The sequence below is a fragment of the Winogradskyella thalassocola genome, assembly GCF_900099995.1.
In the GTDB taxonomy this organism is placed as follows: Bacteria; Bacteroidota; Bacteroidia; order Flavobacteriales; family Flavobacteriaceae; genus Winogradskyella; species Winogradskyella thalassocola.
The window spans coordinates 559,542-585,035 of the sequence record NZ_FNCZ01000001.1 but is presented as its reverse complement, the minus strand read 5'-3'; the positions used below and the strand labels follow the sequence as shown (position 1 = coordinate 585,035).

The window sequence follows — 25,494 nt, the reverse complement described above, 5'->3', positions numbered from 1 at the left end:
TGATATCGATTATTAATTGACTTAGGAAAAGAAGTGTTTATTTCTTTTATAAAAATCATTTCAATTGGTAAAAAGTTGACTTAATCAATTTTTGTAAACTATGACATTAAAAAGATTTTTATTGACTTGTATGTACTTGTCTGTTTGTATTGGGTTTTCTCAAACTCAAACGGATAGTATTTCAAAAAAGTCATCTGAAGTTGTTTCAAGCAAAGGTTCGGTTATTGATGGTAAACTATTCAAGCCTGGTGAGAAAATACAGCCTATTATAGATACCACTGGGGTTAAAAACCTTAAGGATTTACCCGAAGCCGCTGAACTCGATAAAAAGTGGTTAGAGGAATTGTATAGTAATTCACTTTTTGATACGATTTATAAATCGGTAACAGAGATGGATTATAAACCTGTAGACTATCCTGAGCTTCCAACAGATACGTTAAAAGCAAGACTAGCAAGACTAAATGCTAGAACGCCATTTAATGTAGAATATAATGCCTCTTTAGAAAGTGTTATTAAAAGTTACCTTAAACATAGACGTAGTTCTTTAGAGCGCTTAATGGGATTAAGTCACTTTTATTTCCCAATGTTTGAGCAAGAATTTGACAGTCAAAATATTCCGTTAGAGATGAAATATTTGGCGATTGTAGAATCGGCATTAAAACCGAGAGCGCGTTCTCGTGTTGGTGCAACAGGTATCTGGCAATTTATGTACGGAACCGGAAAAGAGCATGATTTAAATGTGAGCAGTTACGTAGATGATCGTAGTGATCCTATAAAATCTACTAAAGCAGCTGCCGAATATTTAAATAGAGTATATCGTATTTTTAATGATTGGGATTTGGCATTAGCAGCTTATAATTCTGGACCAGGTAATGTAAATAAAGCGATTAGACGATCTGGCGGTTCTAAAAACTATTGGAATATTCGTCATAACTTACCAAGAGAAACGGCTGGTTACGTGCCTGCATTTTTAGCGACGATGTACATTTTTGAATATGCAGAAGAACATGGCTTTAAGCCAGAACGACCACCTTTTCAGCTTGTGCAAACGGATACGGTTCATGTAAAACAAATGATTTCTTTAAACCATGTGTCTGAGGCAACAGGTATAAAAATAGAAGAATTACAGTTTTTAAACCCTGCGTATAAACTCGATATTATTCCGAAGGTCGAAGGTAAAACTTATACGTTACGATTGCCACGAGAAGCTATTGGTACTTTTGTAACGCATGAAGATAGAATTTACGAATTTGCTAATACCGAATTTAATAAGCGCGAAAAGCCATTACCTCAGGTTGTTAGTGATGACACAAAAATTAGGTATCGTGTTCAAAGTGGAGATTATCTTGGGAAAATAGCAAGGAAGTATGGGGTTAGAGTAAGTCAGCTAAAACAATGGAATAATCTAAGGAGTAATAACCTGGATATAGGTCAGCGACTAACCATTTACCCTAAAAATCATGGTGGTTCAAGTACTTCAACATCTACTAAAAAAGTATTGAATGCCGCAGGAAAACAAACCTATAAAGTTAAGTCTGGAGATTCACTTTGGACTATTTCTCAAAAGTTTTCTGGAGTTTCTGTTCAAAATATTAAAGATTGGAACGATATTAGTAGTAATAAACTCAAAATAGGAATGACGCTAATTGTGTCTAAATAGTAAATCAACAAAAATTATAAACTTATGAAAGCGCTTTACACTGTATTATTTTGTGTGTTGTTATTAGCATGTGGAGATAAAAAAGAAGACGATAAAACTATTTATTTACCAGCTTCAAACGGAAATTTGAATACAATTTCTATTGTAGCAGATAATATTGTTTGGGAAGGTGAAGTTGGAGAAAGGGTTCGAGATATTTTTGCTGCTCCCTTAAATGGCTTACCAACAGAAGAACCAATATTTAATATGCGACAAATTCCAACTCAGGTGTTTGATGGTTTTGCTGCACGAAGTAGAATTGTACTTAAAATTGAAAAAGGGAATATTGAAGCGACTACTAAAATTGTAAATGACGCTTTTGCTAAACCGCAAACAGTAGCTGTAGTTGGAGGTAAAACCGACAAAGAGATTATTGCGCAATTAGAAGAAAATAAAGCTAAAATCATTGATGCTTTTACTAAAGAAGAAGTAAAGGAAAAGCAAAGACGTATCAATTTATCATTGTTAAATGATAAGGAAATGGAAAATAAATTAGGCATTACTATTAATATTCCTTCGGTGTATAGAATCAGTAAAGCTGGTGATGATTTTTTCTGGGTACGTAAAAACCTTTCAAATACAAAAACGATGGAACTTATGTTTTATGAAGTGCCATTTGAAACTATTTCTATAGGAGATAGTACGATTGTAGATATTGTTAAGATGCGAGATGAGATTACCAAATCTAAAATTCCAGGTGAAGATGGTATTTATATGGCCGTTGAAGACGCTTATGCTCCATCAATGTTTAAAACCATAATAGATAATAAACCAGCTTACGAAGTAAGAGGTATGTGGGTAATGAAAGGCTTCACTATGGCAGGACCATTTATTACGTATGCTATAGAAGATAAAATAAATAACCGTTACTTAATTGCTGATGGTTATGTTTATGCACCGTCCTTAGAGAAACGAGACTATATTTTTGAATTAGAATCGATTATTAAATCGATAACTATCAATTAATTTACGGTAGTAATAAACTAAAAGAGGTCATCTAAAATTATGTTTTTAGATGACCTCTTTTTATTTTCAACAGATCCAAATCTATTGATTCTGCGTTATTTATTTTCTTTATTCTCGGCAGATTCGTCTTTACTAGCGTCTTTAAATTCTTTAATTCCGCTTCCTAATCCCTTCATTAATTCAGGAATCTTTTTACCACCAAACAATAAAAGAATTGCAAGACCTATGATAACCCACTGCCATGGACCAACGAATAGAGGTATAATGCTTAAACTCATAATTTTTTAATTTAGACAGCAAAGTTAAGTAATTATAGTTTAATAATAACGTTGTTGTGGCAACTTTAAGACTTTATCATAAGAGTATTTGAGTATTTTAACTAATTTTGTTTCGATGGCAAAAAAGAAAAAATCAGAAAAGAAATTCACTAAAAAGTTACTGCATAAGTATCGTTTGGTTATACTCAACGAAGACACTTTTGAAGAGCGTTTTGCTATTAAGTTAACCCGATTAAACGTTTTTATATTATCATCGCTTTCTGCAATTTCATTGGTGTTCTTTACCGTGTTATTGATTGCATTTACGCCATTAAGAGAATATATTCCAGGGTATTCTTCAGCAAAATTAAAAAAGAAGGCAACCATGTTGAATTACAAAACGGATTCATTGGTTCAAGAATTAGAATTAAATAAACGCTATTATGCATCAATTAGAAAAGTACTTACAGGAGATGTCGCTACCTTAGATTTTAATAGAGATTCTGTTATTGAAGCAGCTAAAAATGATTTAGATATTTTACAAGTTCCTACTAATAAAGAAGATTCACTTTTAAGAGAAAAAGTAGCTAAGGAAGATAAGTACAACTTGTTTGAGGTTTCTGGAGACCAATCGAGTTATATTTTATTTCCACCCGTAAATGGTACTATTTCTGAAGGTTATAATTTAGAAGAAAAACATTATGCTGTAGATGTTGTTGTACCAGTTAATACTCCTGTAAAAGCGACTTCAAATGGCACTGTGATTTTTGCAGAATGGACTGTAGAAACAGGTTATGTAGTCATTATAGAACACAATAGAGAATTGATTTCTGTTTATAAACATAATTCAGCAATCACCAAATCTCAAGGAGATGTTGTAAAGTCTGGTGAAGTCATAGCGATGTCTGGTAATGCAGGCGAACTAACCACTGGGCCTCACCTTCATTTTGAATTATGGAGTAAAGGATACGCTATAGATCCAACTAATTTTATCAATTTCGAATAATGCCTTCATTTAAAGCTGTACTTTCTAAGCCATTTGCTAAATATGTGGCAAAACGTATTAAAAAATGGTCTTCTAGACCTGTTGAAACCCAACAAAAAGTTTTCGAAAATTTAATTTCTGAAGCTAAGCACACCGCTTTTGGAAAAGACCACAATTTTGCTGGAATAACGAGTTATAAAGAGTTTCAAAATAATGTTCCCATAAGAGATTATGAAGATTTAAAACCTTATGTAGAACGTGTTGTTGCTGGTGAAGAAGATATCCTTTGGAAAGGTAAACCTATCTATTTTGCGAAGACTTCTGGGACAACCTCTGGAGCAAAATACATTCCAATAACAAAGGAAAGTATGCCAACGCATGTTGAAGCGGCTAGAAATGCGATTCTGATGTATATCCATGAAACAGGAAATGCAAAATTTGTAGATGGTAAAATGATTTTTCTACAAGGCAGTCCAATTTTAGAAGAAAAGAATGGTATAAAGCTCGGTAGACTTTCAGGAATTGTAGCGCATTACGTCCCTAAATATCTTCAAAAAAATAGATTACCTAGCTTAGAAACTAACTGTATTGATGATTGGGAAACTAAGGTTGAAGCCATTGTAGATGAAACTATAAATGAAGATATGAGCATCATTTCTGGGATTCCATCTTGGGTGCAAATGTATTTTGAAAAACTGATTGAAAAGTCGGGTAAGAACGTTGGTGATCTCTTTAAAAACTTCAATCTATTTATTTTTGGAGGGGTTAACTATGAACCATACAGAGCTAAATTCGAGAATTTAATAGGACGAAAAGTAGCTAGTATAGAACTATATCCTGCGAGTGAAGGTTTTTTTGCATTTCAAGATAAACAGAATGAAAAAGGCATGTTGCTTCAGCTAAATTCAGGTATATTTTATGAGTTTGTAGAGGCAGAACATTTCTTTGAGGAGAATCCAACACGTCTAACAATTGCAGATGTTAAGTTAAGCGTAAATTATGTAATGATTATTTCTTCAACAGCAGGGCTTTGGGCATACAATATTGGAGACACTGTAGAGTTTACATCACTAAAACCATATAGAGTGATTGTAAGTGGAAGAATAAAACATTTTATTTCTGCTTTTGGTGAGCATGTTATTGGGAAAGAAGTAGAGCAAGCTTTAAAGGAAGCAACTGAAGACACTTCGATTTCAGTGAATGAATTTACGGTTGCACCTCAAATAAGTCCAGAGGAAGGCTTACCGTATCACGAATGGTTAATTGAGTTTGAAAATGAACCAGAGAATGAGCCGCAATTAATTGAAGCCTTAGAGCAATCCTTACAGCAACAAAATAGTTATTATTTGGATTTGATTAAAGGGAAAGTTCTTAGACCATTAAAAATTACAAAAATTAAAAAAGACGGATTTCAAACGTATATGAAATCAATTGGAAAATTAGGCGGTCAAAATAAGATTCCAAGACTCGCTAATGATAGAAAAATTGCAGATAGTATGCATCAACTTAAATTAATCAAATAAGCCTATATTTGTAGGTCAAATTAAGATTATGATTACAAATAAAAAGAAACAAGGAAGAACTAGAGCTCAAGAGAGTTCTAGTGCTATAGAACGCATGTATATTACGATGAGACACCTGTTTAATCGTGGGTTTTATAAACCCATGGGAGTTTCTGGTGAAACATTACGTGAAGCATTATTGTTATTACGACCAGAAATCTATGGTTCTATTGGAGAAGAAAAAGCAGAATTAGAAGGTTTACTTTATGTGGTAGATCGTTTACCACAAGGAATAGAGGAATGTACATTTATTAACCTAACAAGTGATGAAGGTTATGGAAATTCGCACTTTAAAGCTATAATTCCACCAAAACGAAGACGTAATTGCTATCGTATAGATGATGAGCAAATGAATATTGAAATCACAAGAGGTCGCTCTGAGATTTACGATATATTAACGCACCTTACCTTTCTGTTTGTAGAGTCTCATAAAATCAGTAAACGTGTTATCATTGATGAAGATGGTTCAACGGTTAGAGATTGGCAAAAATTAGAGAATGCTGTGCTTTCTACAAAGAAACTTACGCAGAAAGAACGTGAAATAGCGATTACGCATACGGCTAATATTCTAGGAAGAACATTTAATGAACTTACTGAGGCGTATCCAAAATTTGCTACCGAAAGTCAGCCAGAACGTTTACTACACATTGTGTATTGGTTAGGTAAACTTGCCATAGAAGAAACCATTAATAATTCAAAACGTACTATAACCTTTAGTCCTGTTTTAAGAGAACGCCTAGGGCATCATATCCATGGTGAAATATGGGCAGATACCATAAAGGCTGAGTTGCATAAAAATGGCCTATTAGAACGACCAATCCATATCATTAGTGCCAATATGCATAGTGTTATGAATTCTTTATTTGCTAAAGGTGCGCTTAAAGGTGCAGATGCTAAAAAAGATATTTTTCAAACGTACGAGACCTTAAGTAATTCTAAAAATTCGGATCTACGCAATAAAGTTGAAAAACTAGCGTTGCAAAATGGAATGATTCAAATAAATGATACCTCTGGAACGAATATAGATATTCAGATTTTTGATACGGCTAAAATCGATTTTTCTAAAACTGAGTTTAACTATCTAGAGGAAGCTAAAGAAGATAAAGCTGTTATTTTTGTAATGGATTATGCCTTTGGAGAACAAGCCTATGAAACTTTAGATGAGTTTTTGAAACCAATACATGTCGATGGAAAAGACATTCATCTAGATGTAAAATCTATTTCAATTATGGGAAAAGCAGGCATCTTAGAAGGTGGTAAAGGAGATGTTATGATTCCGACAGCACATATTTTTGAAGGCACAGCAGATAACTATCCTTTTAAAAATGAATTAAGTAAAAAGGATTTGCTAGACTGTGGTGTTTCTGTTTTTGAAGGTACAATGGTGACAGTTTTAGGTACATCGCTTCAGAATAAAGAGATTTTAAAATTCTTTAAAAAATCAACATGGAATGTCATTGGTTTAGAGATGGAAGGAGCGCATTATCAAAAAGCCATTCAAGCAGCATCTAGAGTTAGAGGCAGTATAAACGAAGATGTTAAAGTAAGATATGCTTATTATGCGAGTGATAACCCTTTAGAAACAGGAGGTACTTTAGCTTCTGGTGGTTTAGGAACTTCTGGTGTCAAGCCAACATACGTAATTACAAAAAAAATACTAGAACAAATATTTAATTCATAACACATGAGTGAGAAATTATCACAGCAACCCGATAATGAAGAGGTTGATTTAGGGCAGTTATTTAATGCAATTGGAAAGCTATTTGAAAAGTTCTTTTCTTTTATTGGGAGAATTTTTAAGGGCATTTTTTCTGCAATAATTTATGTGCTAAAACCTTTAGTGGAGTATTTTAAACTTCTTGCTGCTGTACTTGTAATTACGTTTATAGTTGGTTACATTTATGAGAAGACAGTTGAACCAGTTTATTTTTCTAAAATGGTGGTTAAGCCTCACTTTGATTCTAAATATCAATTGTCTAGTCATATTGATTACTTTAATTCACTAATAGGTTCTGGTAATGTTACGGAGTTGTCCAATATTTTTGAAATAGACACATTAGAAGCTAAAGAATTGGTGGGTTTTGAATTGGAGGCTGGCCCAGAGAGCCAAAATGACTTATTTGTTGAGTATAATGGATATGTAAAATCAATAGACACCTCATTGGTTGATGAGTTGAGTTATGTTGAATATTTAAAAAATAGAGATCTTTTATCAGGTGACTTATTTGCTATTAAGGCTAAATCATTTAAAATCGATATCTTCCCAAAGTTACATGAAGGGTTTAGAAAAACATTTGAGAATGATTTTTCGAAACATCAAAAAAAGATAAGAGATACAACGGCATATATCCAAAGATTATCATATACAACAGAATTATCCCGCTTAGATAGTATTCAGAAAACGTATTTAGAAGTTCTCAAAAATCAATCTCAAAATAATAAATTATCTCTAGGTATAAGTGGAGCATTACCACTTCAGGAGGAGAAAACAGCAACCAAAGAGTATGAGTTATTTTTAAAAGAGCAAGAGATCAGGAGGTCATTAAATTATTTAAATCAAGCTGTAGCGGAAGAAAATACTTATTTTGATGTATTGTCTTCATTTGGTAAGGTTGGTAGTTTGAGTCATGGTTGGGGCCAACGTTACTCACTTATATTTCCTGTTTTAGTGTTAGTCCTATTTCTATTAAGTTTCTTTATTGTAAAAGTTTTTAATTTTATTAAAAATTATGAGTAAGAATGTTTTAATAACTGGTGGAGCAGGTTTTATAGGTTCAAATTTTATAGTCTATTTTTTAGAACATTATAAGAATATTAAAGTTGTTAATTTAGATAAGCTCACTTATGCAGGTGAGCTTTCTAATTTAAAAGAACTTGAGGACAATTATAATTACACATTTATTAAAGGAGATATTTGTGATACAGAACTTATAAATGAGCTTTTTAGCACTTATGATTTTTCTAGCGTCATTCATTTTGCTGCAGAATCTCATGTAGACAACTCTATTAAGCATCCAGATGCTTTTATTAATACTAATGTTTATGGTACATTTAATTTACTAAATGTAGCTAAAAACCATTGGATGGATGCGCCTTTTTCATTTAAAGACAGCTGTGAAACTAATAGATTTCATCATATTTCAACGGATGAAGTTTATGGTACTTTAGGATCTACAGGTTTGTTTACAGAACAAACGCCTTATGCTCCTAATAGTCCATATAGCGCCTCAAAGGCATCCTCAGATTTTATTGTTCGAAGTTATTTTCACACGTATGGAATGAATGTCGTTACGACTAATTGCAGTAATAATTACGGGCCAAAACAGCACGATGAAAAACTAATTCCAACTATAATCAGAAAGGCTTTAAATAATGAGCCTATTCCAATTTATGGAGATGGAAAGAATATTAGAGATTGGCTATATGTTGAAGACCACTGTAAAGGTATCAACTTAGCTTTTCAAAACGGAAAAGCAGGTGAAACCTATAATATAGGGGGCAAAAACGAACGTGATAATTTATATATAGCACATAAAATTTGTAATATTTTAGATGAATTAGAACCAAAAGACAAACCATACTCAGAACAAATAGCGTTTGTTAAGGATAGGCCTGGTCATGATTTTAGATATGCTATTGATGCCTCTAAAATTGAAAGTGAATTAGGATGGATTGCAGACGAAAACTTTGAGTCAGGTATCGTTAAAACCATAAAATGGTATATTAAAAAATATAAAATGCAATAGGGTTAATGTTGTTTTTTGAAAACGAAGTAACACCATATTGGAAAAGATTTAGTAAATGAAAGGAATCGTTTTAGCAGGAGGGTCTGGTACAAGATTACACCCATTAACTTTGGCCGTGAGTAAGCAGTTAATGCCTATTTACGATAAACCCATGATATATTATCCTATTTCTACATTGATGTGGTCTGGCATAAAGGATATTTTAATTATTTCTACACCTCAAGATTTACCACTATTTAAAAAACTTTTAGGAGATGGAAAATCATATGGTTGCAACTTTCAATACGCCGTACAAGAATCGCCAAACGGACTCGCAGAAGCTTTTATCATTGGTGAAGATTTTATTGGAGAGGATAAGGTTGCACTGATTCTTGGTGACAATATTTTTTATGGTACAGGATTAGCAGATTTGTTGCAGCAAAATAATGATCCAAACGGAGGTATAATTTATGCTTATCATGTTCACGATCCTGAACGCTATGGAGTTGTAGAATTTGATGAAAACGATATAGCGGTTTCTATTGAAGAGAAGCCTAAAAAACCGAAATCAAATTATGCTGTTCCTGGTATTTATTTTTACGATAATTCAGTTGTAGAAATTGCTAAAAATATTAAGCCGAGTAAACGTGGAGAGTTAGAGATAACAGACGTTAATAAAATGTACTTAAGTCAAGGAAAGTTAAAAGTTAGTGTGTTAGATAAAGGTACAGCCTGGTTAGATACAGGTACTTTTAAATCTTTAATGCAAGCCTCACAATTTGTACAAGTTATAGAAGAGCGCCAAGGATTAAAAATAGGATCTATAGAAGAAGCTGCATATCGAATGAGCTATATTGATAAGAAACAATTTATAAAAGTGGTTAAACCATTAACAAAAAGTGGTTATGGAAAGCACTTATTAGGTTTAGTATCCGAATAGTATGACTGTAAAAGAGACCAAGCTAAAGGGGTGTTTTGTAATAGAGCCTCAAGTTTTTAAGGATAAACGTGGATACTTTGTAGAAAACTACAATCAAAAAGCGTTTAATAAAGCATTGGGTATAGATGTTGAATTTGTTCAAGATAATGAATCTCAATCCTCTAAAGGAGTTTTAAGGGGCTTGCACTATCAATTAGGTCAGTACGCACAAGCAAAATTAGTTAGAGTAATTAAAGGTAAGGTTTTGGATGTTGTTGTCGATTTAAGATCAAATTCTACCACTTTTGGTGAGCACTTTACCATTGAACTTTCAGAACAAAATAAAACTCAATTATTTGTGCCTAGAGGTTTTGGACATGGTTTTCTTGTATTAGAAGATGAAACTATATTTAGTTATAAGTGTGATAATTTTTATAATAAGGAAGCAGAAGCAGGGATATTATACAACGATGAAAATTTAGCTATAGATTGGAAGTTTTTAGAGGAAGATTTGATTATTTCGGATAAGGATTTACTCTTACCAACTTTTAAGAATGCAAGGTTATGAAAAAAGTAATTGTACTTGGGGCTAATGGCCAATTAGGTAAAACAATTAAAGACTACAGTCCCTCAGAAGTTATTAAATTTCATTTTTTTTCACGCAATGATTTAGATATTGTGAATAAAAACAGTTTAAAGGCTATTTTTAAAGATTCGGGTTTTAAATATTGTATCAATTGCGCTGCATATACCGATGTAGAAGGTGCAGAAACTAATACAGAAGACGCTTTTTTAATTAATGCAGAAGGGGCAAAGAATATAGCTGAAGTTTGTAATACGTATCACGTAAAACTCATACATATCTCAACGGATTATGTGTTTGATGGAAAAAAAAACAAACCCTATACTGTTACTGATCAGACAAATCCTATTAATCAATACGGAAAATCAAAGTTGCAAGGCGAACTTTTTATTCAAGAACAATTAAAACCTCATTACATAATTAGAACATCTTGGTTATATTCTTTACACGGTAAAAACTTCTTAAAAACTATTATTAATAAAATTGAAGACGATGCTTCGTTAAATATTACAACAGAACAAGAGGGTACTCCTACGAGTTGTATAGATTTGGCAGACTTTATAATTCATTTGATTGATAAGGATTCAATTCCTTACGGGATTTACAATTTTTCAGCAAATGGAAATACCACTTGGTATGGGTTTGCTAAAGAGGTTGCTAAAAATTATAATTCGAAAAAAACAGATAGTATAAAACCTTCAGGAGTGTTTAAGACGCTAGCCAAGCGTCCTAAGTATAGTGTTTTTGACCTTAGTAAAACAGAGCGTATCTATAAGGAAATCAATACTTGGCAAAAAAGTGTTGAAAATATAGTTAAAGCCTATAAGGGGTGAATATTTAAAATAAGTATTTGTCATTACTTCAATCGTTTGGGGAATTAAAAACCTGTAAAGACCAATTTACAAGCTCAAATTAGACATTCTTAATACACGCTATGGTCCTGTTAATTATATAGCATTGGATTAGGGTAATTATAGTAAATTAATTAAGTTATTATTGATTCTTAACTATTGATTAAAAAGATTAATTCTTATAGGTTTAGTCTCACAATATATTGCTGAAACCATTAATAATAGTATTTTTGCTATACCATTTAAACGTTCAGATGGTATTACATTAAACAAGACGTATTTATGTTCAGCTTAAAGGATAAATCTATATTAATTACAGGCGGTACTGGTTCATTAGGAAAGGCACTAACAAAGCATATTTTCAAGACCTATCCAGATATAAAAAAGTTGGTAATTCTCTCTAGGGACGAGCAAAAGCAATTCCAAATGGCTCAAGAATATCCACCTGATCGATATCCACAAATTCGATTTTTTATAGGTAATGTTAGGGATAAGGAGCGCTTAGTTAGGGCTTTTCAAAATATTGATTATGTTATTCATGCTGCAGCAATGAAACATGTACATATCGCAGAGTACAACCCAGACGAATGTATAAAAACCAACATAAACGGAGCCGAAAATGTAGTAGATGCTTGTTTGAGAACTAATGTTCAGGGTGTTGTAGCATTATCTACAGACAAAGCCTGTGCACCAATTAATTTGTATGGAGCAACCAAATTAACTTCAGATAAACTATTTATAGCTGCTAATAATATAAAAGGGGATAGACCTATTAAATTCTCTGTAGTTAGGTATGGTAACGTTATGGGGTCTAATGGATCTGTAATTCCATTTTTTATCAATAAGAAAAAAGAGGAAAATAAATTACCAATTACAGACCCAAATATGACGCGTTTCAATATATCACTTCAAGGCGGGGTAGATATGGTTATGCATGCACTAGAACATGCTTGGGGAGGAGAATTGTTTGTTCCAAAAATACCATCATATAAAATTACGGATGTTGCAGAAGCTATTGGTCCAAATTGTGAGAAACCAATAGTTGGTATTAGACCAGGCGAGAAAGTACATGAAGAAATGATAACAACATCAGATTCCTTTTACACCTATGATCTTGGAAAATATTACACTATATTACCTGCTACTCATAAATGGAAAACAGAGGATTTTATAAAAACCTTTAATGCTAAAAAAGTAGAACAAGGCTTTAGTTATAACTCTGGTGATAACGAAGAATGGGAAACAGTTGAAAGTTTAAGACATCTTATAAAAGAACATGTAGATTCAACATTTGAAGTGTAGTTTTAACATGAAAAAAATAGCCATTATACCGGCAAGAGGCGGAAGTAAACGCATACCAAGAAAGAATATAAAGTTCTTTTTAGGTAAACCTATAATTGCATATTCTATAGAGGCGGCATTAAAAAGTAATCTTTTTGATGAGGTTATGGTGTCTACAGATGACAAGGAAATCGCTAAAATTGCAATAGAGTATGGTGCAAAAGTTCCTTTTTTAAGAAGTGAAGTAAACTCTAATGATGTTGCAACTACAATTGATGTTATTGCTGAGGTAATAGAGGCTTACAAAAAAGTAGGACAAGTATTTGATTATACCTGTTGTATTTATCCATGCGCACCTTTTGTAACGGAACAAATCTTAACTTCCAGCTATAAGAAGCTAAAATTTGATAACTTAGATTGTGTTTTTCCTGTTTTAAAATACGGTCACCCTATTCAAAGAGCTTTAAAAGTTTTAGTAAATCATAGAATAAAAATGATTGCTCCAGAAAATATGCAATTAAGAACGCAAGATTTGGAAGCATCATATCATGATTTAGGTCAATTCTATATGTTTAAAACAGATAAAATGATTACCCAAAACAGACTTTGGAATGATAATACGGGCTATATTGAATTAAAAGAAATAGAATCTCACGATATAGATACAGTGGACGATTGGGAAATGGCCGAATTTAAGTATAAGTATTTAAAAAATGTTAAATGAGGATTTTAATTACCGGTGCATCAGGAATGTTAGGGGCGACTTTAGCTAATATGTTAGAGGATGAACATGAGGTTTTTGGAACAGGAAATTCTAACTTTGATGAGCAACCGAAAAATTATAAAGTTTTAGATTTAAACGCTGAGAATTATAACGAAGTTATAGAGTGGTCTAACCCTAATATTATAATACTTTCAGGTGCTTTAACGAATGGAAATTACTGTAATAATAACCCTGAAGAGGCTTTTAGCATTAACGGTATTTCAGTTAAAAAATTTTCAGAGGCGGCAAATAAGGAGGTTAAATTTATCTATATCTCAACGGATGCGGTATTTCCTTCTAACCTTCATTTAGCAAAAGAAACGGATTGTGTTTCACCAGAAAATGTCTATGGAAAATCAAAAGAACTAGGAGAATTTTTTATTAAATTTAGCGATAGGCCGTTTTGTGTAATCCGTACGACTATTGTTGGGCTAAACTTAAATTCTAAAAAAGCAGGTTTTGTAGAATGGATAATTAATGCTTCTAAAACCTCTGAAGATATCTCTCTTTTTGACGATGTTGTGTTTAATCCTATTTCTATTTGGGAGCTAGCAGATGAAATAAAGCATATAATCTCTTTAGAAGATTTTCCGAATGAAATATTACATATTTCGGGCACTGAAATTGTTACCAAATATAAGTTTGGGATAGAGCTATTAAAGTCTTTAAAATTAGAAACGAAGACTGTAAGGAGTGGTTTAATATCATCTTTTAAAGACAGAGCCAAGCGTTGTAATGATCAAACCTTGAGTTGTGTCTATTATCAAGATAAATACAAGAGGAAATTACCAAAGCTTGCAAATACAATACAAACTATAAACCAATATTATGAAGCAGATAAAATTAGGAAATAAATTAGTTGACGATAATACGTTATATTTTATTGCAGATATAGGTGCTAATCATAACGGTTCATTAGAAAAAGCTATTGAATTAATTCATTTAGTTAAAGAAGCAGGAGCTGATGCGGCAAAATTTCAAAATTTCTCAGCGAAGAAGATTGTTAGCAAGTTGGGATTTGAGAACATGAAAGGTAAACTTTCGCATCAATCTAATTGGGCGAAGTCGGTATTTGAGGTTTATGAAGATGCAAGTATAAATAAAGATTGGACACCCATTTTAAAAGCTGAATGTGATAAAGTAGGATTAGATTATTTTACAAGTCCTTATGATTTTGAGTCTGTTGATTTAGTAGATTCATTTGTTGAATTATACAAAATTGGTTCAGGTGATGCCTCTTGGTTAGAGATTATAGATTATGTTTTAGGTAAAGGCAAACCTACATTACTTGCTACTGGAGCTTGCGATATTGAAGATGTAGAACGAATGATGAAATTGGCATTAAGCAAAACCAATGATATTGTGTTAATGCAATGCAATACAAATTATACAGGTAGTGCAGAAAACTTTAAATTTTGTAATTTAAATGTTTTAAATACCTATAAAGAAATGTATCCTAATACCATGTTAGGGTTATCAGATCACACTAGTGGTCATGCGACAGTTCTTGGTAGTATTGCCTTAGGTGCTCGAGTCATTGAGAAGCATTTTACGGATAGTAACGATCAAATTGGTCCAGATCATGGTTTTGCAATGAATCCAACAACTTGGAGAGATATGGTTGACAGATCTTATGAGTTATTGGTCGCATTAGGTGATGGAGTTAAGCGTGTAGAAGATAATGAGAAACAAGCCTATGTTGTACAAAGACGATGTATATGTGCAGCATCTAATTTAAAAGCTGGACATGTATTATCAAAAACGGATTTAGAACCTCTTAGACCTATAGGCGAAGGTGGTTATCAACCTTATCAACTAGATTCATTAATAGGAAAGAAACTGCAGAAAGATATTGTGTTTGGGGAACATTTCACAAAAGAAAGTATCGTATGATAAAAGGAAAAAAAGTTGGACTTAGAGCTTTAGAGAGAGAAGATTTAAAGTTTTTAAGAGATTGGAGAAATAATGTAGACTTTAGAAGAAACTTTAGAGAAGTTAGGGAATTGTCTTTAACAGATCAAGAAAAATGGTTCGAAAGTATTCAGAATACTAAGCATATAAATTTCATGTTTACTATTGTAAATATAGAAACGAATGAGCCAATAGGTGCTGCTGGTTTGTTATATATTAACTGGATTAACAGATCTGCAGATTTTTCGTTTTATATTGGTAAGGATGATATTTATATAGATGATAAAGAAGTGTCTAATGAAGCAGCAAAGCTATTAGTAGATTATGGTTTTAATAATCTAAACTTAAATAAAATTTGGATGGAACTATATGAGTTCGATACCAGAAAAATAGATTTCTTTACTAAGAAATTTAAATTTAAACAAGACGGACTACTTAGACAAAATTGTTTTGAAGATGGTAAATATTGGGATTCTTATATTATTTCTTTACTAAAAAGTGATTACAATATATAAGGATGAAACTTTTATTTATAGAAAATAGGCACAAAACTTTTTTGTATGAGCCCATAACTGAGCATTTAAAAGAACTCGGTCATGAGGTACATTGGCTTGTTCAAAACAAACAGTTTTTGCCTAAAACCACTACCAATACCAATATTCATATTATAAATTATCCAACTAAAAAGGAAAACATTGATTGTACAGATGATGGAGTTGCTGAGGTAATTATTAGCGACAGGCAAGTGAATCATTTTCAAATAAAGGACCAATCTTACTTTTATTATTACAATAGTAAGATTGAAGAAATTCTACTTTCAATTCAACCCAATTTTGTTTTTGGGGAATCAACTTCTTTTCATGAGTTGTTAGCCATAAAAAATTGTAAAAAGCATGGTATTTTATATTTGAACCCATCAACCTGTAGATATCCTATAGGACGATTTTCTTTTTATAAATATGATACCTTAGAACCCTATTTAGGTAGTAATGAAACACTAACTAACGATGAAGCTAGTGACCTTATAGACCAAATAGTAAATAGAAAAACGGCTCCAGACTATATGAGGCTTTCGCCTGCCTCAAAATTTGAAACTATAAAAGATAAAATAAAAAAAACCTATGCTTACATTGATGGGGAAAATTACAATACTCCAAATCCATTAATAAAATATAAGTTAGAGAAGCAAAAGAAAAAAAATATACGAGATTGGGATACTAATGCCGTTGGCAAGGTTAATAAGAATCATAAATTTAGAATCCTCTATCCTCTACAAATGCAACCAGAAGCTAATTTAGATGTTTGGGGAAGACCTTATCGCAATCAAAATGAATTGATAAGGCAGATTTTAGAAAACTTACCAAAAGACGTAACGTTGTATGTTAAGCCTAATCCAAAATCTAAATATGAACTCAGTAGAGAATTAATAGATGTCGTTGCTAATGCAGACAATTGTATAGCACTTCACCATTCTACAAAAATGGATGTTATATTACCTGATATAGATTTAGTGATCACGGTCACTGGGACTATTGCAATTGAATGTATTCTAAATAATAAACCAGTTTTAACTTTGATTAAGACGATTAATAATACGGCTAAGAATTGCTTATATTTAAGGTCAATTAATACGGACATAACAGCAATAATAGAATCTATTAAAACAGGGGTTTTTTATAAACTGTCTAATCAAGAAAAAATAAATTTTCTTAATTTATTGAACTCCACAAGTTATAAAGGAATTGTGAGTGATCCTTTTACAGATAAAAATTGTGTTAATGATAATAATATAAATAATTTAATGAAGGCCTTTAAGTCTGTTGTGAATAAAAATGAATTTAGATTTTATAAAGAAATATAATTTAGTAAAATCAACCTTATTTGGTTTTTTGGCTTGGTTTATTCTTTTTTTACTTTTTCCGTTAAAGGTAAAGTATGAGTTAGAGTTCTTGCCAATTCTTTATATTGCACTTAACTACGTCTTTTTTTTAATGGGTTTAAAGTCTTTAACTTCAGTTAAAAGAGATAAGCAGACGAGTTTTTCTGTAAATGTATTTGTCTTAAAAAAGATAATGTATTTCATTATTTTTTTAGCATTCACTGGTTTTTTTTTAAAAGTTTTAGATAAATTTTATTTAAGAGACACTTCATTTGGTAACACAATGTCCGAAAACCGAGTGCTTCTGGCGCAATCTGGACCTTCTGTTATTAGTATAATTTCGGCAATAACAAACCCCTTAAGTTTTATACCGCTCTTTATATATTTTTACATTAATGAAAAAAAGCCACTGTTGTTTTATGTTTGCTTATTTCTTTTCTTTTCGGCTTCATTAGAGTTTATAGTATTAGGCTCTAGGTCTGGTTTATTTATTTTGCTCTTATTATTTGGACTATATCTTTTCTTTTTTAAAAGAATTAAACTTTCCTTAAAAAAGATGATCTTATTAGTTGTGCTTTTATTTTCATTAGGTATTTACTCAATAAATTTATTTATAACAAGAACTACGGATTTTACAGGTTCTGATGAAAAGTCAATAAAACATATTTTAACAAAGGCTAATTATAATTTTACAATCGAGCCAACTACAGCAACAAAAGAGTCTATAATTAATAGTGATAGCAAAATATATCAATCCTCATACCTCGGAACAATCAATTTTGTCCAGTACTATCTTCATGGAATGTACGAGTTTGGTTATTTGTACAATAACTATTCATCGGATCATCACTATGGAGCATATACCTTTAACATTTTTGCTAAATTTTTGAATATCATATTAGGCACTGAGATTGATTTAGAAAAAATACAAGCTAGTCCCCCAAGAACAGGTGTTTATACCACGTTTTTTGGACCTATTTTTATAGACTTTGGTTGGTTTTCATTAGTGTTTATGTTTTTTTTCGGTGTTTTTCAAAAAAGTATATATAATCATGTCTTAAGAGGTAGAATACAATATGTACCTTTACTTTTTTACTTTTTAATTATTAATTTCTTTTTCCCTGTAATTAATTTTGTTAATGGTGCTCAAGGATTATATACAATGTCAGCATTTATATTATTTGCATGGATTTATACGTTGTTATCAGGAAAAATTATACTATCAAGAGCGGGAGGCAAAGTTAAATATGTAAAAATTTTAAAATCTAAAGTGTAATGAACAAAATATTGAATAAAATAAAGTTTCATCTCATGCGAAAAGCAAAATCTTCAGGGATGAAAGATTATTTAACAGACAGAAAGATTGCTCAAGTTGGAAAAAAACAGATACCTAAAAATATTGGTAAAAGCATTGAGGTGAATACGACTGAGCTAATCCAAAACGGTTATACCAATTTAGGGTTGTTTTTGAATGAAGACACAATTAATAGTATTAAAACCAAAGCAGATAATTTTGAATGTTACGATCCATTTAGAAAAGAACTTGGTACATTTAAACTTTCTCAGACTCCTAAACAAGTGCATGTTGCCAATTATAGAAGAAAGGATTTAGCCTCAATTAAAGAAATATTAGACATTGCCAACAATAGTGATATTCTAAATGCAGCACAGGATTTTTTAGGTGCGACTCCAACTATTAGCAACATAAATATGTGGTGGTCATTTTCTGGAAAGGAACAAGCAGAGCAAGCTCAGTTATTCCATAGAGATGTTGACGATTTCAGATTCTGTAAATTATTTATTTATCTTACAGATGTAGAAATGAATAACGGGCCACATGTATATGTTGAAGGTTCTTCTGTTTCGCCTAAGCTTAGAAAAATTAGACGCTATGAAGATTCAGAAATTTACGATGCATTTGGAAAGGAAAAAGTAAAATATTTTACTTTTCCAAAGGGAACAGCATTTTTAGTAGATACTTACGGGTTTCATAAAGGATTATTACCAAGTGAAGGTAAACGTTTGTTGTTTCAGGTTCAGTATTCTTTAAGTCCAATAGGAATTGAAAATTATGAACCTATAAATATTGGTGCTCACAATTATGACCCTTATATTAATAGATTAATTTTAGAATGAAACAAATAATTAGAGTACTATCTAAAATTTTTATAATTAAGTGGATTTCGCTTTTTTTTATTAAACTGAACTGGATTTATTCTAGAATTTGGAGTCATTTTAAGTTCAAAGCTCTTGTGCCAAATTCAGGTGATAGTGTTTGTCATTATAGTGTTGAAATTAAGTTTGGAGAAAACATTTCAATTGGAGATGGAGTTGCAATTGGTCCTAATAGCTGTCTTGGAGCAAAATCTAAAATTATAATAGGTAATAATGTTAGATTGTCTAGAGGTGTTATGGTAGAAACAGCTGCTTTGGATTTAACGTTAGAGCCACCTTATGAGCATTATTCTAAACCAATAGTTATAGAAGATGGCGTTTGGGTAGCTGCTAACGCTTTGATATTGGCAGGTGTAACCATTCATAAGAATGCTTTGATTGGTGCTGGAGCAGTAATTACGAAAGATGTGCCTGCAAATGCAATTATTGTTGGTGCAAGGAATAGAAATCTAAGAGAGAAACAAGTATGATAAGATTCTTAACCGTTTTTGCTTGCTTTTTCCCAAGTAAGATAGCAATTTTTTTCTTGAAAATTTTGGGTCACAAGGTGCACTGGAGTTGTAAGATTGGATTTTCCTTTGTTATGGTAAATAAATTGGTGTTAGATAACAAATCTAGTATTGGTCATTTTAATTTTATTAAAATAAATAATATTTATCTTTCTGAAAGAGCATATATAGGTCATTTAAACATTATTAGAGGGCCTTTTAGTTTAGATTTTGACAAAATTGGAGCAGTAGGTAATTCTAACATAATATCAAGAGGAGCATTAGGTATTACTTACGGTGAATCAGTGTTGAAGTTGGGGCAATTGGCTAAAATTACCGCTAGACATAGTGTAGATTTAACTAGAAATATAACCATTGGTGATTTTTCTACTATTGCCGGAGCAGCTTCACAATTATGGACGCATGGATACCTGCACGCAGTTAATGGTCCAGATCGCATCAGAATAGATGGTGAAATACATATTAAGAACAATGTATATATAGGATCTAATTGTATCATTAATGCTGGTATTAAAATACATCAGGGTATTACAGTAGGAAGTAATTCTACTATATCAAAAGACTTAACTGAATCGGGTATGTACGTCGGACAAAAATTAAGATTTATTGAAAAGGATATTGAAGACGTTAAACGGGAGCTTACTGAGGTAAAGTTGCCAAATTTGGTAGAGAATGTTTATCAAAAGTAAATATATATTCGTTTGTTTATTAGCATTAATATCTTGTAATAGAAAATCAGATTCAGCTACTGCGGTTATAAGTACAGTAAATGAAAGTGAATATGTCATTAATTCTAATTATACCAAAGGTGATGTAAGAAGATATGGTGTTTTTCCAAATCAAAAAGTTAACCAGAGTTATTTAAAAAACATATTAGAGTTAGGTGATTTGGGTATAAAAATTCGATTCCCTAAAGGTTTCTATGATACTAATCTTATTTTAAAAGGGCAACAGGATGTTTCTGTTTATTTTGATAGTGCTGAATTTTCTGGACAAGTTCAAATAGTAGATGATACAATTGGAAAACCTTCCCAAAACATAACTTTTAAAGGTAAATTAAAAACGTATAATAAGTTTTTTGTTCGTGGATCTCAAAATATTTCTATAGACACATTAATTATCTCTTCAGATACTTTAAAAAATAATTTTAATGAACGCAGCTTAGGATGTAATATATATTCTGGTGTTAAAAATTTAAGATTAAATTATCTAAAAATTGAAGATTTAGGCTCTGGAAGTGATTATTACAGATATTCATTAGCCGCTCTGCAAATACATGGCTGGAATAATAATCCTGAAAGTATAAAAATAAATGAAGCAATAATCGAAAAATCAGATAGACATGGGGTTTATATTACGGGTAATAATCATACTATAAAAAAATTAACAGTTAAAAAAGTTGGGCTCGGGTCTGTTGAGTTTAATCATGGATTGGAAGATGCTTCTAATGATGAAATTGATCATATTGCAGCGCTTTGGATAAATAAATGCCAAAATTCTGAATTGAATTCGGTATTAATTGATTGCGAACAAACAAATGCTAAAATTACAGTTAATTTCGATGAAGGTAGTTCTGGTTATCCAACAATAATTGATAACCTTAAAGTCATTAATAATTCAAATTATATAAAAATGTTACCAAACGATCTTACAAATATTGTTGTTAGGCACTTTGAAGAGACCAATGATTAGTTTTTTAAAAAACATATCAAAAATAAAAAGAGAACAAATCTATTTTCTTTTTCTGATAATTTTTATTATCACCTACCCCATAACGTATAATTCAAATTCTCAAATTTTAATTGCAATGTCTATCTTCTTTTTTATAGACACTAAAGCAAATCTAAAATATAAATTTGGTCTAGTAAAAAGGAATAAAATAGTAATTGTTTTTATCCTTTATTTTATGATTCAATTAATAGGATTAACCTATACTGAGGACATTAAAAGAGGAGTCAATGTAATAACCCGGTTATTACCATTTTTGCTATTGCCTACTATTATTATATCAGAGAAAATTAGTAACAATAAACTAAAGTTATTATTAAAAATTATGACGCTTTGGATACTTTTGGTGATGATTTATTTATGTCTTTACCAAATAGTTATAGAAGAACGTTCGCTTAATACAATGGTACATTTTGCATTCGATAAACTTGGCATTAGCCAACATTATGTATCAATAATTTTAGTATTGAGTATAATGTTTTGCGTCCACGAAATATTTTTAAAGGAAAAGATATTCTTTAACGTTATTATTTCCGTTTCATTAATTTTCTTTCTATTGTTATTTTCTAGTAGATCTAGTCTAGTGATTTTACTTTTTTCATTAGTTGTTTTTTTTCTAAAAGAATTCAAAGACAAAAGCATAAGTCTTAAATTAACTGTGATAACCTCCGTTTTTGCCATTGTCACCTTGGGTTTTTTTAGTTCTTCAGAGTTACAAAAGAAAACCAATATATTACTAAAATCAACTGATTTTGATATTGAAATCATAAAAACAAAGAACAGTATTACTTTCGCAAAAAACACAATTGAGCAGCGCGTAATGATTAATCTTGCCTCTCTAAATATTATAAAAGAAAATCCGTTTTTTGGAGTTGGAACAGGTGATTACTTAAATGCTTTACAAGCAGAGTATGTCAAATTAAATTTTATTGCTGGCATTAAAGAACGCTTTAATGCACACAATCAATATTTTGAAGATTATATAAAAGTTGGAATATTGGGTTTTTTATCTATAATTATACTTATGGTTATTATAGTGAAAGAGAGTTATAAAAAGAAATCATATATGTTTTATTGTGCTTTTGCAATAGTATTTATGTGTCTTTTTGAGTCATTTTTTGCTAGGCATCATGGTACAGTCTTTACAGCATTTTTTATACCATTATTTTATAAGTTTGAAAATCAAATGACATTCGTTGAAAACTAAATATCAATTATATTTGTTAAAAAAAATAATAATGAAAACCACAATTATTTTATTCGCTTTTATGCTCCTTTTAGGATCCTGTAAAGATAGTAACAGTAAAACCAGCACAGAAGATGTTATTTCAACACAAATTGAAGAAGCATTTAATGAAAAGGATTATGCTTTAAATATTGATTATAAAGTTGGAGATGTAAGACGCTATGGTATTTTTCCAGATTCATCCCTAGCATCAACACATCCATATACTAAAGAATCTAAAATTAAAACCGTTTTGGATTTATGTGAGAATAATAATATCGAATTATTTTTTCCGAAGGGCTATTATAAAATGGCACTAGTTTTAGATTCACGTAAAAACTTAAACATTAGATTTGATATGGCGGAATTTGATGTAATACATATCACTAACGATGCACCATCTAAAATATCTCCTGAAAATATAAACTTAAAAGGAAAAGTAGTTTCATTTGACAGATTGGGAATCACAGAGGCTCATAATATAAGTATTGATACGGTTTATTTAAAATCGGATGTTACTAAAAATTTAAGAAAAATGAGGGGAAGAGGTTGTCATATTTATCATGGCTGTAACAATATTAAAATTAAATACTTGGAAATTGATGATTTTGGTTCTGGTGACGTATCTTATCAACACAACCATGCTGCGTTGGCTATTGATGGATATGGAAACAATCCTGTTAACGTTCAAATAGAAAAACTTCATATTAAATCTACAGATAGACATGGTATATATATTACAGGAAAAGACCATTTAATTGGTGAGGTTATAATTGATAAATTTGGTATCGGTTCTAGTGATAAGATGTCTGGCATGCAAGACGCATCAAAAGGCGAAGAAATAGAATTTAAAGCTTTATGGATTAATAAGTGCTATGATAGTTTCATTGAAAGTATTACAATTAACGAGAAGAACTCTAAGGCGAAATATACCGCTCATTTCGATTCTGGAGATAAAACCAGACCTTTTACCATTGGTAAATTTAAAGTGATTAATAACAATCCAAAAATAGAAATACTTGAAGAAACCAACAACGGTGTAATTGTAGAGTTAATGGAGTAATTTATTGTTAATTTTAACGTTCAATAAATTATAGAAGACTAATAAATGATTAATGCCATAAAAAAACATGCTGCTTTTGGCGTTATATTTACTATTGCAAAGGCATTAGTTTATTTTACACCATTAATTTTAGCAGATGTGCTTTCCACATCAGATTACGGTATTTTAGAATATGCCCTTGCAGGTGTAGGAGTCATTGTCAACACGCTCATTAATTTAGGAGTTCCTGGTGCTTATCCTTATTTTGTAATTAGAGAGAAAAAAGAGAAACTTAAGTCGGGGTTTAATCTCCATCCTATTATTTTGTTAATTCCATTTGTAATCAATCAAATTGCATTTTTGTGCTTTCAATTGGATGTTAATTTTTATTTAGCTTTTAATATATCCTATATAATAGCTAATCAGGTGTTTTATTCTACACAATTAAAATCTCATGAAAAATCGAGTTATGCCGTTTTATTGGATTCAGGAATCTATATTGTTTTATTTCTATTTTTTATAGGCTATAGAACAGGCTTTTTTCAGTCAAGTATTACAGTTATTAATAACTTTGTTTTAGCCTACGCTTTTATCTATGTGATTTTTGGAATCTCTCGTTTTATTAAAAGCGAAAAACAGCACCTTACAAGCCATTATAGAGCTATTTTAAGGTTCAGTATTCATTTGTTGGTGTCAACATTCCTTATTTTTTTAATTACAACTTCTGGTAGGATTTTAGTAGAATTCTTCTTTGGTTTTGATGAGGTTGGTATATATGCCTTTTATTTTAGGCTTGCCGCAATAGTAGTAATGATTCATCAGATTATTAATATTGCTTATTTTAAGAAAATTTACACCTTTTCACCATTAATTTTAGATCAGTATTTTTATAAGTTCTTTATTATTATAACGACTTTATCATTAGTTATTTACTTTATTTCACCATTTGTCGTTTCTGAATTCTCTAACTTTTTTAACGATACATTTGACACTTATAAAAGTATTTACTTTTTACTCTCTGCACAAATGATTATGTGGATAGCAAGTGCCTTAAATTCTAATATCATTGATAGAGAAAACTCAGCAAAGGTGAATAATGTATTTTTCTTAATATTGATTAGTATTGTAGGGTTTTTGCTATATATTTTCAATGGTAAATTTTCCTTTACTGAATTAATTTATATTCATTTTACGTCTATTTATATAGCTTGTATGATTCAATATTATACATTGTCTAAGAAGAATATTTATTTTAAAAAATCAGCTTTAACACTTACTGTTATATTTTTGTTGGAAAGCGGTTACTACTTTTTATTCTTTTAATACGTGAAGATTATAAAAACATATCGACTTTTTTTTGGTAGCCTAGCCTTTGGGGTCCTACTGTGGCTTATCACATTTTTTTTCTTACCAGTCGAAGTTACTGAAGACATA

General features: G+C 31.0%; 25 protein-coding genes. 24 read left to right on the top strand and 1 reads right to left on the bottom strand.

What is annotated here, in order from left to right:
- The first annotated feature begins 100 nt into the window (after nt 1-100).
- Together BLT80_RS02490 and BLT80_RS02485 are read left to right on the top strand one after the other, a co-directional pair.
- Complete coding sequence (locus tag BLT80_RS02490) at nt 101-1,660, top strand: LysM peptidoglycan-binding domain-containing protein (RefSeq protein WP_092466005.1); 1,560 nt, start codon at nt 101-103, stop codon at nt 1,658-1,660.
- 24 nt (nt 1,661-1,684) lie between these two features.
- The gene (locus tag BLT80_RS02485) at nt 1,685-2,665 is read left to right on the top strand and encodes a DUF4837 family protein (protein WP_092466004.1); all 981 of its coding nucleotides are present in this window, start codon (nt 1,685-1,687) and stop codon (nt 2,663-2,665) included.
- A gap of 95 nt (nt 2,666-2,760) precedes the next feature.
- On the opposite strand, the gene BLT80_RS02480 is transcribed toward BLT80_RS02485, so the two are convergent.
- A complete protein-coding gene (locus tag BLT80_RS02480; RefSeq protein ID WP_092466003.1) occupies nt 2,761-2,943 on the bottom strand; it encodes a twin-arginine translocase TatA/TatE family subunit in 183 nt (60 codons plus the stop codon).
- Between the two features lie 115 nt (nt 2,944-3,058).
- Here BLT80_RS02480 and BLT80_RS02475 point away from each other — a divergent pair, with 115 nt between their 5' ends.
- From BLT80_RS02475 to BLT80_RS02370, 22 genes are all read left to right on the top strand, one after another.
- A complete protein-coding gene (locus BLT80_RS02475; protein WP_092466002.1) occupies nt 3,059-3,928 on the top strand; it encodes a M23 family metallopeptidase in 870 nt (289 codons plus the stop codon).
- A complete protein-coding gene (locus tag BLT80_RS02470; RefSeq protein ID WP_092466001.1) occupies nt 3,928-5,430 on the top strand; it encodes a GH3 auxin-responsive promoter family protein in 1,503 nt (500 codons plus the stop codon). Before BLT80_RS02475 ends, BLT80_RS02470 begins: the two co-directional genes overlap by 1 nt.
- A gap of 28 nt (nt 5,431-5,458) precedes the next feature.
- On the top strand, nt 5,459-7,150 hold the full coding sequence (locus BLT80_RS02465; protein ID WP_092466000.1) for a DUF6909 family protein: 1,692 nt from the start codon (nt 5,459-5,461) through the stop codon (nt 7,148-7,150).
- A 3-nt stretch (nt 7,151-7,153) separates the two neighbouring features.
- Nucleotides 7,154-8,206, top strand: coding sequence for a hypothetical protein (locus tag BLT80_RS02460; protein WP_092465999.1), 1,053 nt, complete (start codon nt 7,154-7,156; stop codon nt 8,204-8,206).
- On the top strand, nt 8,199-9,215 hold the full coding sequence (rfbB, locus tag BLT80_RS02455; protein WP_092465998.1) for a dTDP-glucose 4,6-dehydratase: 1,017 nt from the start codon (nt 8,199-8,201) through the stop codon (nt 9,213-9,215). Before BLT80_RS02460 ends, rfbB begins: the two co-directional genes overlap by 8 nt.
- A 55-nt stretch (nt 9,216-9,270) precedes the next feature.
- Nucleotides 9,271-10,134, top strand: coding sequence for a glucose-1-phosphate thymidylyltransferase RfbA (rfbA, locus tag BLT80_RS02450; RefSeq protein ID WP_092465997.1), 864 nt, complete (start codon nt 9,271-9,273; stop codon nt 10,132-10,134).
- 1 nt (nt 10,135) lies between these two features.
- The gene (rfbC, locus tag BLT80_RS02445) at nt 10,136-10,681 is read left to right on the top strand and encodes a dTDP-4-dehydrorhamnose 3,5-epimerase (protein ID WP_092465996.1); all 546 of its coding nucleotides are present in this window, start codon (nt 10,136-10,138) and stop codon (nt 10,679-10,681) included.
- Complete coding sequence (gene rfbD / locus BLT80_RS02440; RefSeq protein WP_092465995.1) at nt 10,678-11,529, top strand: dTDP-4-dehydrorhamnose reductase; 852 nt, start codon at nt 10,678-10,680, stop codon at nt 11,527-11,529. The genes rfbC and rfbD overlap by 4 nt, the downstream gene beginning before the upstream one ends.
- A gap of 300 nt (nt 11,530-11,829) precedes the next feature.
- Nucleotides 11,830-12,849 carry a UDP-N-acetylglucosamine 4,6-dehydratase (inverting) gene (pseB, locus tag BLT80_RS02435; protein ID WP_092465994.1) on the top strand — a complete coding sequence of 340 codons (1,020 nt, stop codon included), beginning with the start codon at nt 11,830-11,832 and terminating at the stop codon, nt 12,847-12,849.
- A 7-nt stretch (nt 12,850-12,856) separates the two neighbouring features.
- Entirely contained in the window at nt 12,857-13,552 is a 696-nt protein-coding gene (gene pseF, locus BLT80_RS02430; protein WP_092465993.1) for a pseudaminic acid cytidylyltransferase, read from the top strand.
- Nucleotides 13,549-14,445 (top strand): SDR family oxidoreductase, encoded by an 897-nt coding sequence (locus tag BLT80_RS02425; RefSeq protein ID WP_092465992.1) that lies wholly within the window; start codon nt 13,549-13,551, stop codon nt 14,443-14,445. The genes pseF and BLT80_RS02425 overlap by 4 nt, the downstream gene beginning before the upstream one ends.
- Entirely contained in the window at nt 14,420-15,484 is a 1,065-nt protein-coding gene (locus BLT80_RS02420; RefSeq protein WP_092465991.1) for an N-acetylneuraminate synthase family protein, read from the top strand. The genes BLT80_RS02425 and BLT80_RS02420 overlap by 26 nt, the downstream gene beginning before the upstream one ends.
- Nucleotides 15,481-16,017: a GNAT family N-acetyltransferase gene (locus BLT80_RS02415; protein WP_092465990.1), complete on the top strand. Its 537-nt coding sequence runs from the start codon at nt 15,481-15,483 to the stop codon at nt 16,015-16,017. Before BLT80_RS02420 ends, BLT80_RS02415 begins: the two co-directional genes overlap by 4 nt.
- Nucleotides 16,018-16,019: 2 nt before the next feature.
- Nucleotides 16,020-17,363, top strand: a complete 1,344-nt coding sequence (locus BLT80_RS02410) for a capsular polysaccharide export protein, LipB/KpsS family (protein ID WP_092465989.1) — start codon at nt 16,020-16,022, stop codon at nt 17,361-17,363.
- A gap of 574 nt (nt 17,364-17,937) precedes the next feature.
- Nucleotides 17,938-18,657, top strand: coding sequence for a hypothetical protein (locus BLT80_RS19830; protein WP_139181002.1), 720 nt, complete (start codon nt 17,938-17,940; stop codon nt 18,655-18,657).
- A complete protein-coding gene (locus tag BLT80_RS02400) occupies nt 18,657-19,517 on the top strand; it encodes a phytanoyl-CoA dioxygenase family protein (RefSeq protein ID WP_139181001.1) in 861 nt (286 codons plus the stop codon). Before BLT80_RS19830 ends, BLT80_RS02400 begins: the two co-directional genes overlap by 1 nt.
- Complete coding sequence (locus BLT80_RS02395) at nt 19,514-20,026, top strand: acyltransferase (protein WP_092465986.1); 513 nt, start codon at nt 19,514-19,516, stop codon at nt 20,024-20,026. Before BLT80_RS02400 ends, BLT80_RS02395 begins: the two co-directional genes overlap by 4 nt.
- Nucleotides 20,027-20,139: 113 nt before the next feature.
- Nucleotides 20,140-20,754 (top strand): acyltransferase, encoded by a 615-nt coding sequence (locus BLT80_RS02390; RefSeq protein ID WP_092465985.1) that lies wholly within the window; start codon nt 20,140-20,142, stop codon nt 20,752-20,754.
- On the top strand, nt 20,738-21,757 hold the full coding sequence (locus BLT80_RS02385) for a hypothetical protein (RefSeq protein WP_092465984.1): 1,020 nt from the start codon (nt 20,738-20,740) through the stop codon (nt 21,755-21,757). Before BLT80_RS02390 ends, BLT80_RS02385 begins: the two co-directional genes overlap by 17 nt.
- A 214-nt stretch (nt 21,758-21,971) precedes the next feature.
- The gene (locus tag BLT80_RS02380) at nt 21,972-23,000 is read left to right on the top strand and encodes an O-antigen ligase family protein (RefSeq protein WP_175455534.1); all 1,029 of its coding nucleotides are present in this window, start codon (nt 21,972-21,974) and stop codon (nt 22,998-23,000) included.
- Between the two features lie 31 nt (nt 23,001-23,031).
- Nucleotides 23,032-24,081, top strand: coding sequence for a hypothetical protein (locus tag BLT80_RS02375; protein ID WP_139181000.1), 1,050 nt, complete (start codon nt 23,032-23,034; stop codon nt 24,079-24,081).
- A gap of 45 nt (nt 24,082-24,126) precedes the next feature.
- Nucleotides 24,127-25,383: a lipopolysaccharide biosynthesis protein gene (locus tag BLT80_RS02370; protein ID WP_092465981.1), complete on the top strand. Its 1,257-nt coding sequence runs from the start codon at nt 24,127-24,129 to the stop codon at nt 25,381-25,383.
- The last annotated feature ends 111 nt before the right edge of the window (nt 25,384-25,494 follow it).

What these genes read in the sequence shown, in the direction of transcription:
- BLT80_RS02490 (WP_092466005.1), top strand. Translation starts at nt 101, where the DNA reads ATGACATTAAAAAGATTTTTATTGACTTGTATGTACTTGTCTGTTTGT.
- BLT80_RS02485 (WP_092466004.1), top strand. Translation starts at nt 1,685, where the DNA reads ATGAAAGCGCTTTACACTGTATTATTTTGTGTGTTGTTATTAGCATGT.
- BLT80_RS02480 (WP_092466003.1), bottom strand. Translation starts at nt 2,943, where the DNA reads ATGAGTTTAAGCATTATACCTCTATTCGTTGGTCCATGGCAGTGGGTT.
- BLT80_RS02475 (WP_092466002.1), top strand. Translation starts at nt 3,059, where the DNA reads ATGGCAAAAAAGAAAAAATCAGAAAAGAAATTCACTAAAAAGTTACTG.
- BLT80_RS02470 (WP_092466001.1), top strand. Translation starts at nt 3,928, where the DNA reads ATGCCTTCATTTAAAGCTGTACTTTCTAAGCCATTTGCTAAATATGTG.
- BLT80_RS02465 (WP_092466000.1), top strand. Translation starts at nt 5,459, where the DNA reads ATGATTACAAATAAAAAGAAACAAGGAAGAACTAGAGCTCAAGAGAGT.
- BLT80_RS02460 (WP_092465999.1), top strand. Translation starts at nt 7,154, where the DNA reads ATGAGTGAGAAATTATCACAGCAACCCGATAATGAAGAGGTTGATTTA.
- rfbB (WP_092465998.1), top strand. Translation starts at nt 8,199, where the DNA reads ATGAGTAAGAATGTTTTAATAACTGGTGGAGCAGGTTTTATAGGTTCA.
- rfbA (WP_092465997.1), top strand. Translation starts at nt 9,271, where the DNA reads ATGAAAGGAATCGTTTTAGCAGGAGGGTCTGGTACAAGATTACACCCA.
- rfbC (WP_092465996.1), top strand. Translation starts at nt 10,136, where the DNA reads ATGACTGTAAAAGAGACCAAGCTAAAGGGGTGTTTTGTAATAGAGCCT.
- rfbD (WP_092465995.1), top strand. Translation starts at nt 10,678, where the DNA reads ATGAAAAAAGTAATTGTACTTGGGGCTAATGGCCAATTAGGTAAAACA.
- pseB (WP_092465994.1), top strand. Translation starts at nt 11,830, where the DNA reads ATGTTCAGCTTAAAGGATAAATCTATATTAATTACAGGCGGTACTGGT.
- pseF (WP_092465993.1), top strand. Translation starts at nt 12,857, where the DNA reads ATGAAAAAAATAGCCATTATACCGGCAAGAGGCGGAAGTAAACGCATA.
- BLT80_RS02425 (WP_092465992.1), top strand. Translation starts at nt 13,549, where the DNA reads ATGAGGATTTTAATTACCGGTGCATCAGGAATGTTAGGGGCGACTTTA.
- BLT80_RS02420 (WP_092465991.1), top strand. Translation starts at nt 14,420, where the DNA reads ATGAAGCAGATAAAATTAGGAAATAAATTAGTTGACGATAATACGTTA.
- BLT80_RS02415 (WP_092465990.1), top strand. Translation starts at nt 15,481, where the DNA reads ATGATAAAAGGAAAAAAAGTTGGACTTAGAGCTTTAGAGAGAGAAGAT.
- BLT80_RS02410 (WP_092465989.1), top strand. Translation starts at nt 16,020, where the DNA reads ATGAAACTTTTATTTATAGAAAATAGGCACAAAACTTTTTTGTATGAG.
- BLT80_RS19830 (WP_139181002.1), top strand. Translation starts at nt 17,938, where the DNA reads ATGATCTTATTAGTTGTGCTTTTATTTTCATTAGGTATTTACTCAATA.
- BLT80_RS02400 (WP_139181001.1), top strand. Translation starts at nt 18,657, where the DNA reads ATGAACAAAATATTGAATAAAATAAAGTTTCATCTCATGCGAAAAGCA.
- BLT80_RS02395 (WP_092465986.1), top strand. Translation starts at nt 19,514, where the DNA reads ATGAAACAAATAATTAGAGTACTATCTAAAATTTTTATAATTAAGTGG.
- BLT80_RS02390 (WP_092465985.1), top strand. Translation starts at nt 20,140, where the DNA reads ATGGTAAATAAATTGGTGTTAGATAACAAATCTAGTATTGGTCATTTT.
- BLT80_RS02385 (WP_092465984.1), top strand. Translation starts at nt 20,738, where the DNA reads ATGTTTATCAAAAGTAAATATATATTCGTTTGTTTATTAGCATTAATA.
- BLT80_RS02380 (WP_175455534.1), top strand. Translation starts at nt 21,972, where the DNA reads ATGATTCAATTAATAGGATTAACCTATACTGAGGACATTAAAAGAGGA.
- BLT80_RS02375 (WP_139181000.1), top strand. Translation starts at nt 23,032, where the DNA reads ATGAAAACCACAATTATTTTATTCGCTTTTATGCTCCTTTTAGGATCC.
- BLT80_RS02370 (WP_092465981.1), top strand. Translation starts at nt 24,127, where the DNA reads ATGATTAATGCCATAAAAAAACATGCTGCTTTTGGCGTTATATTTACT.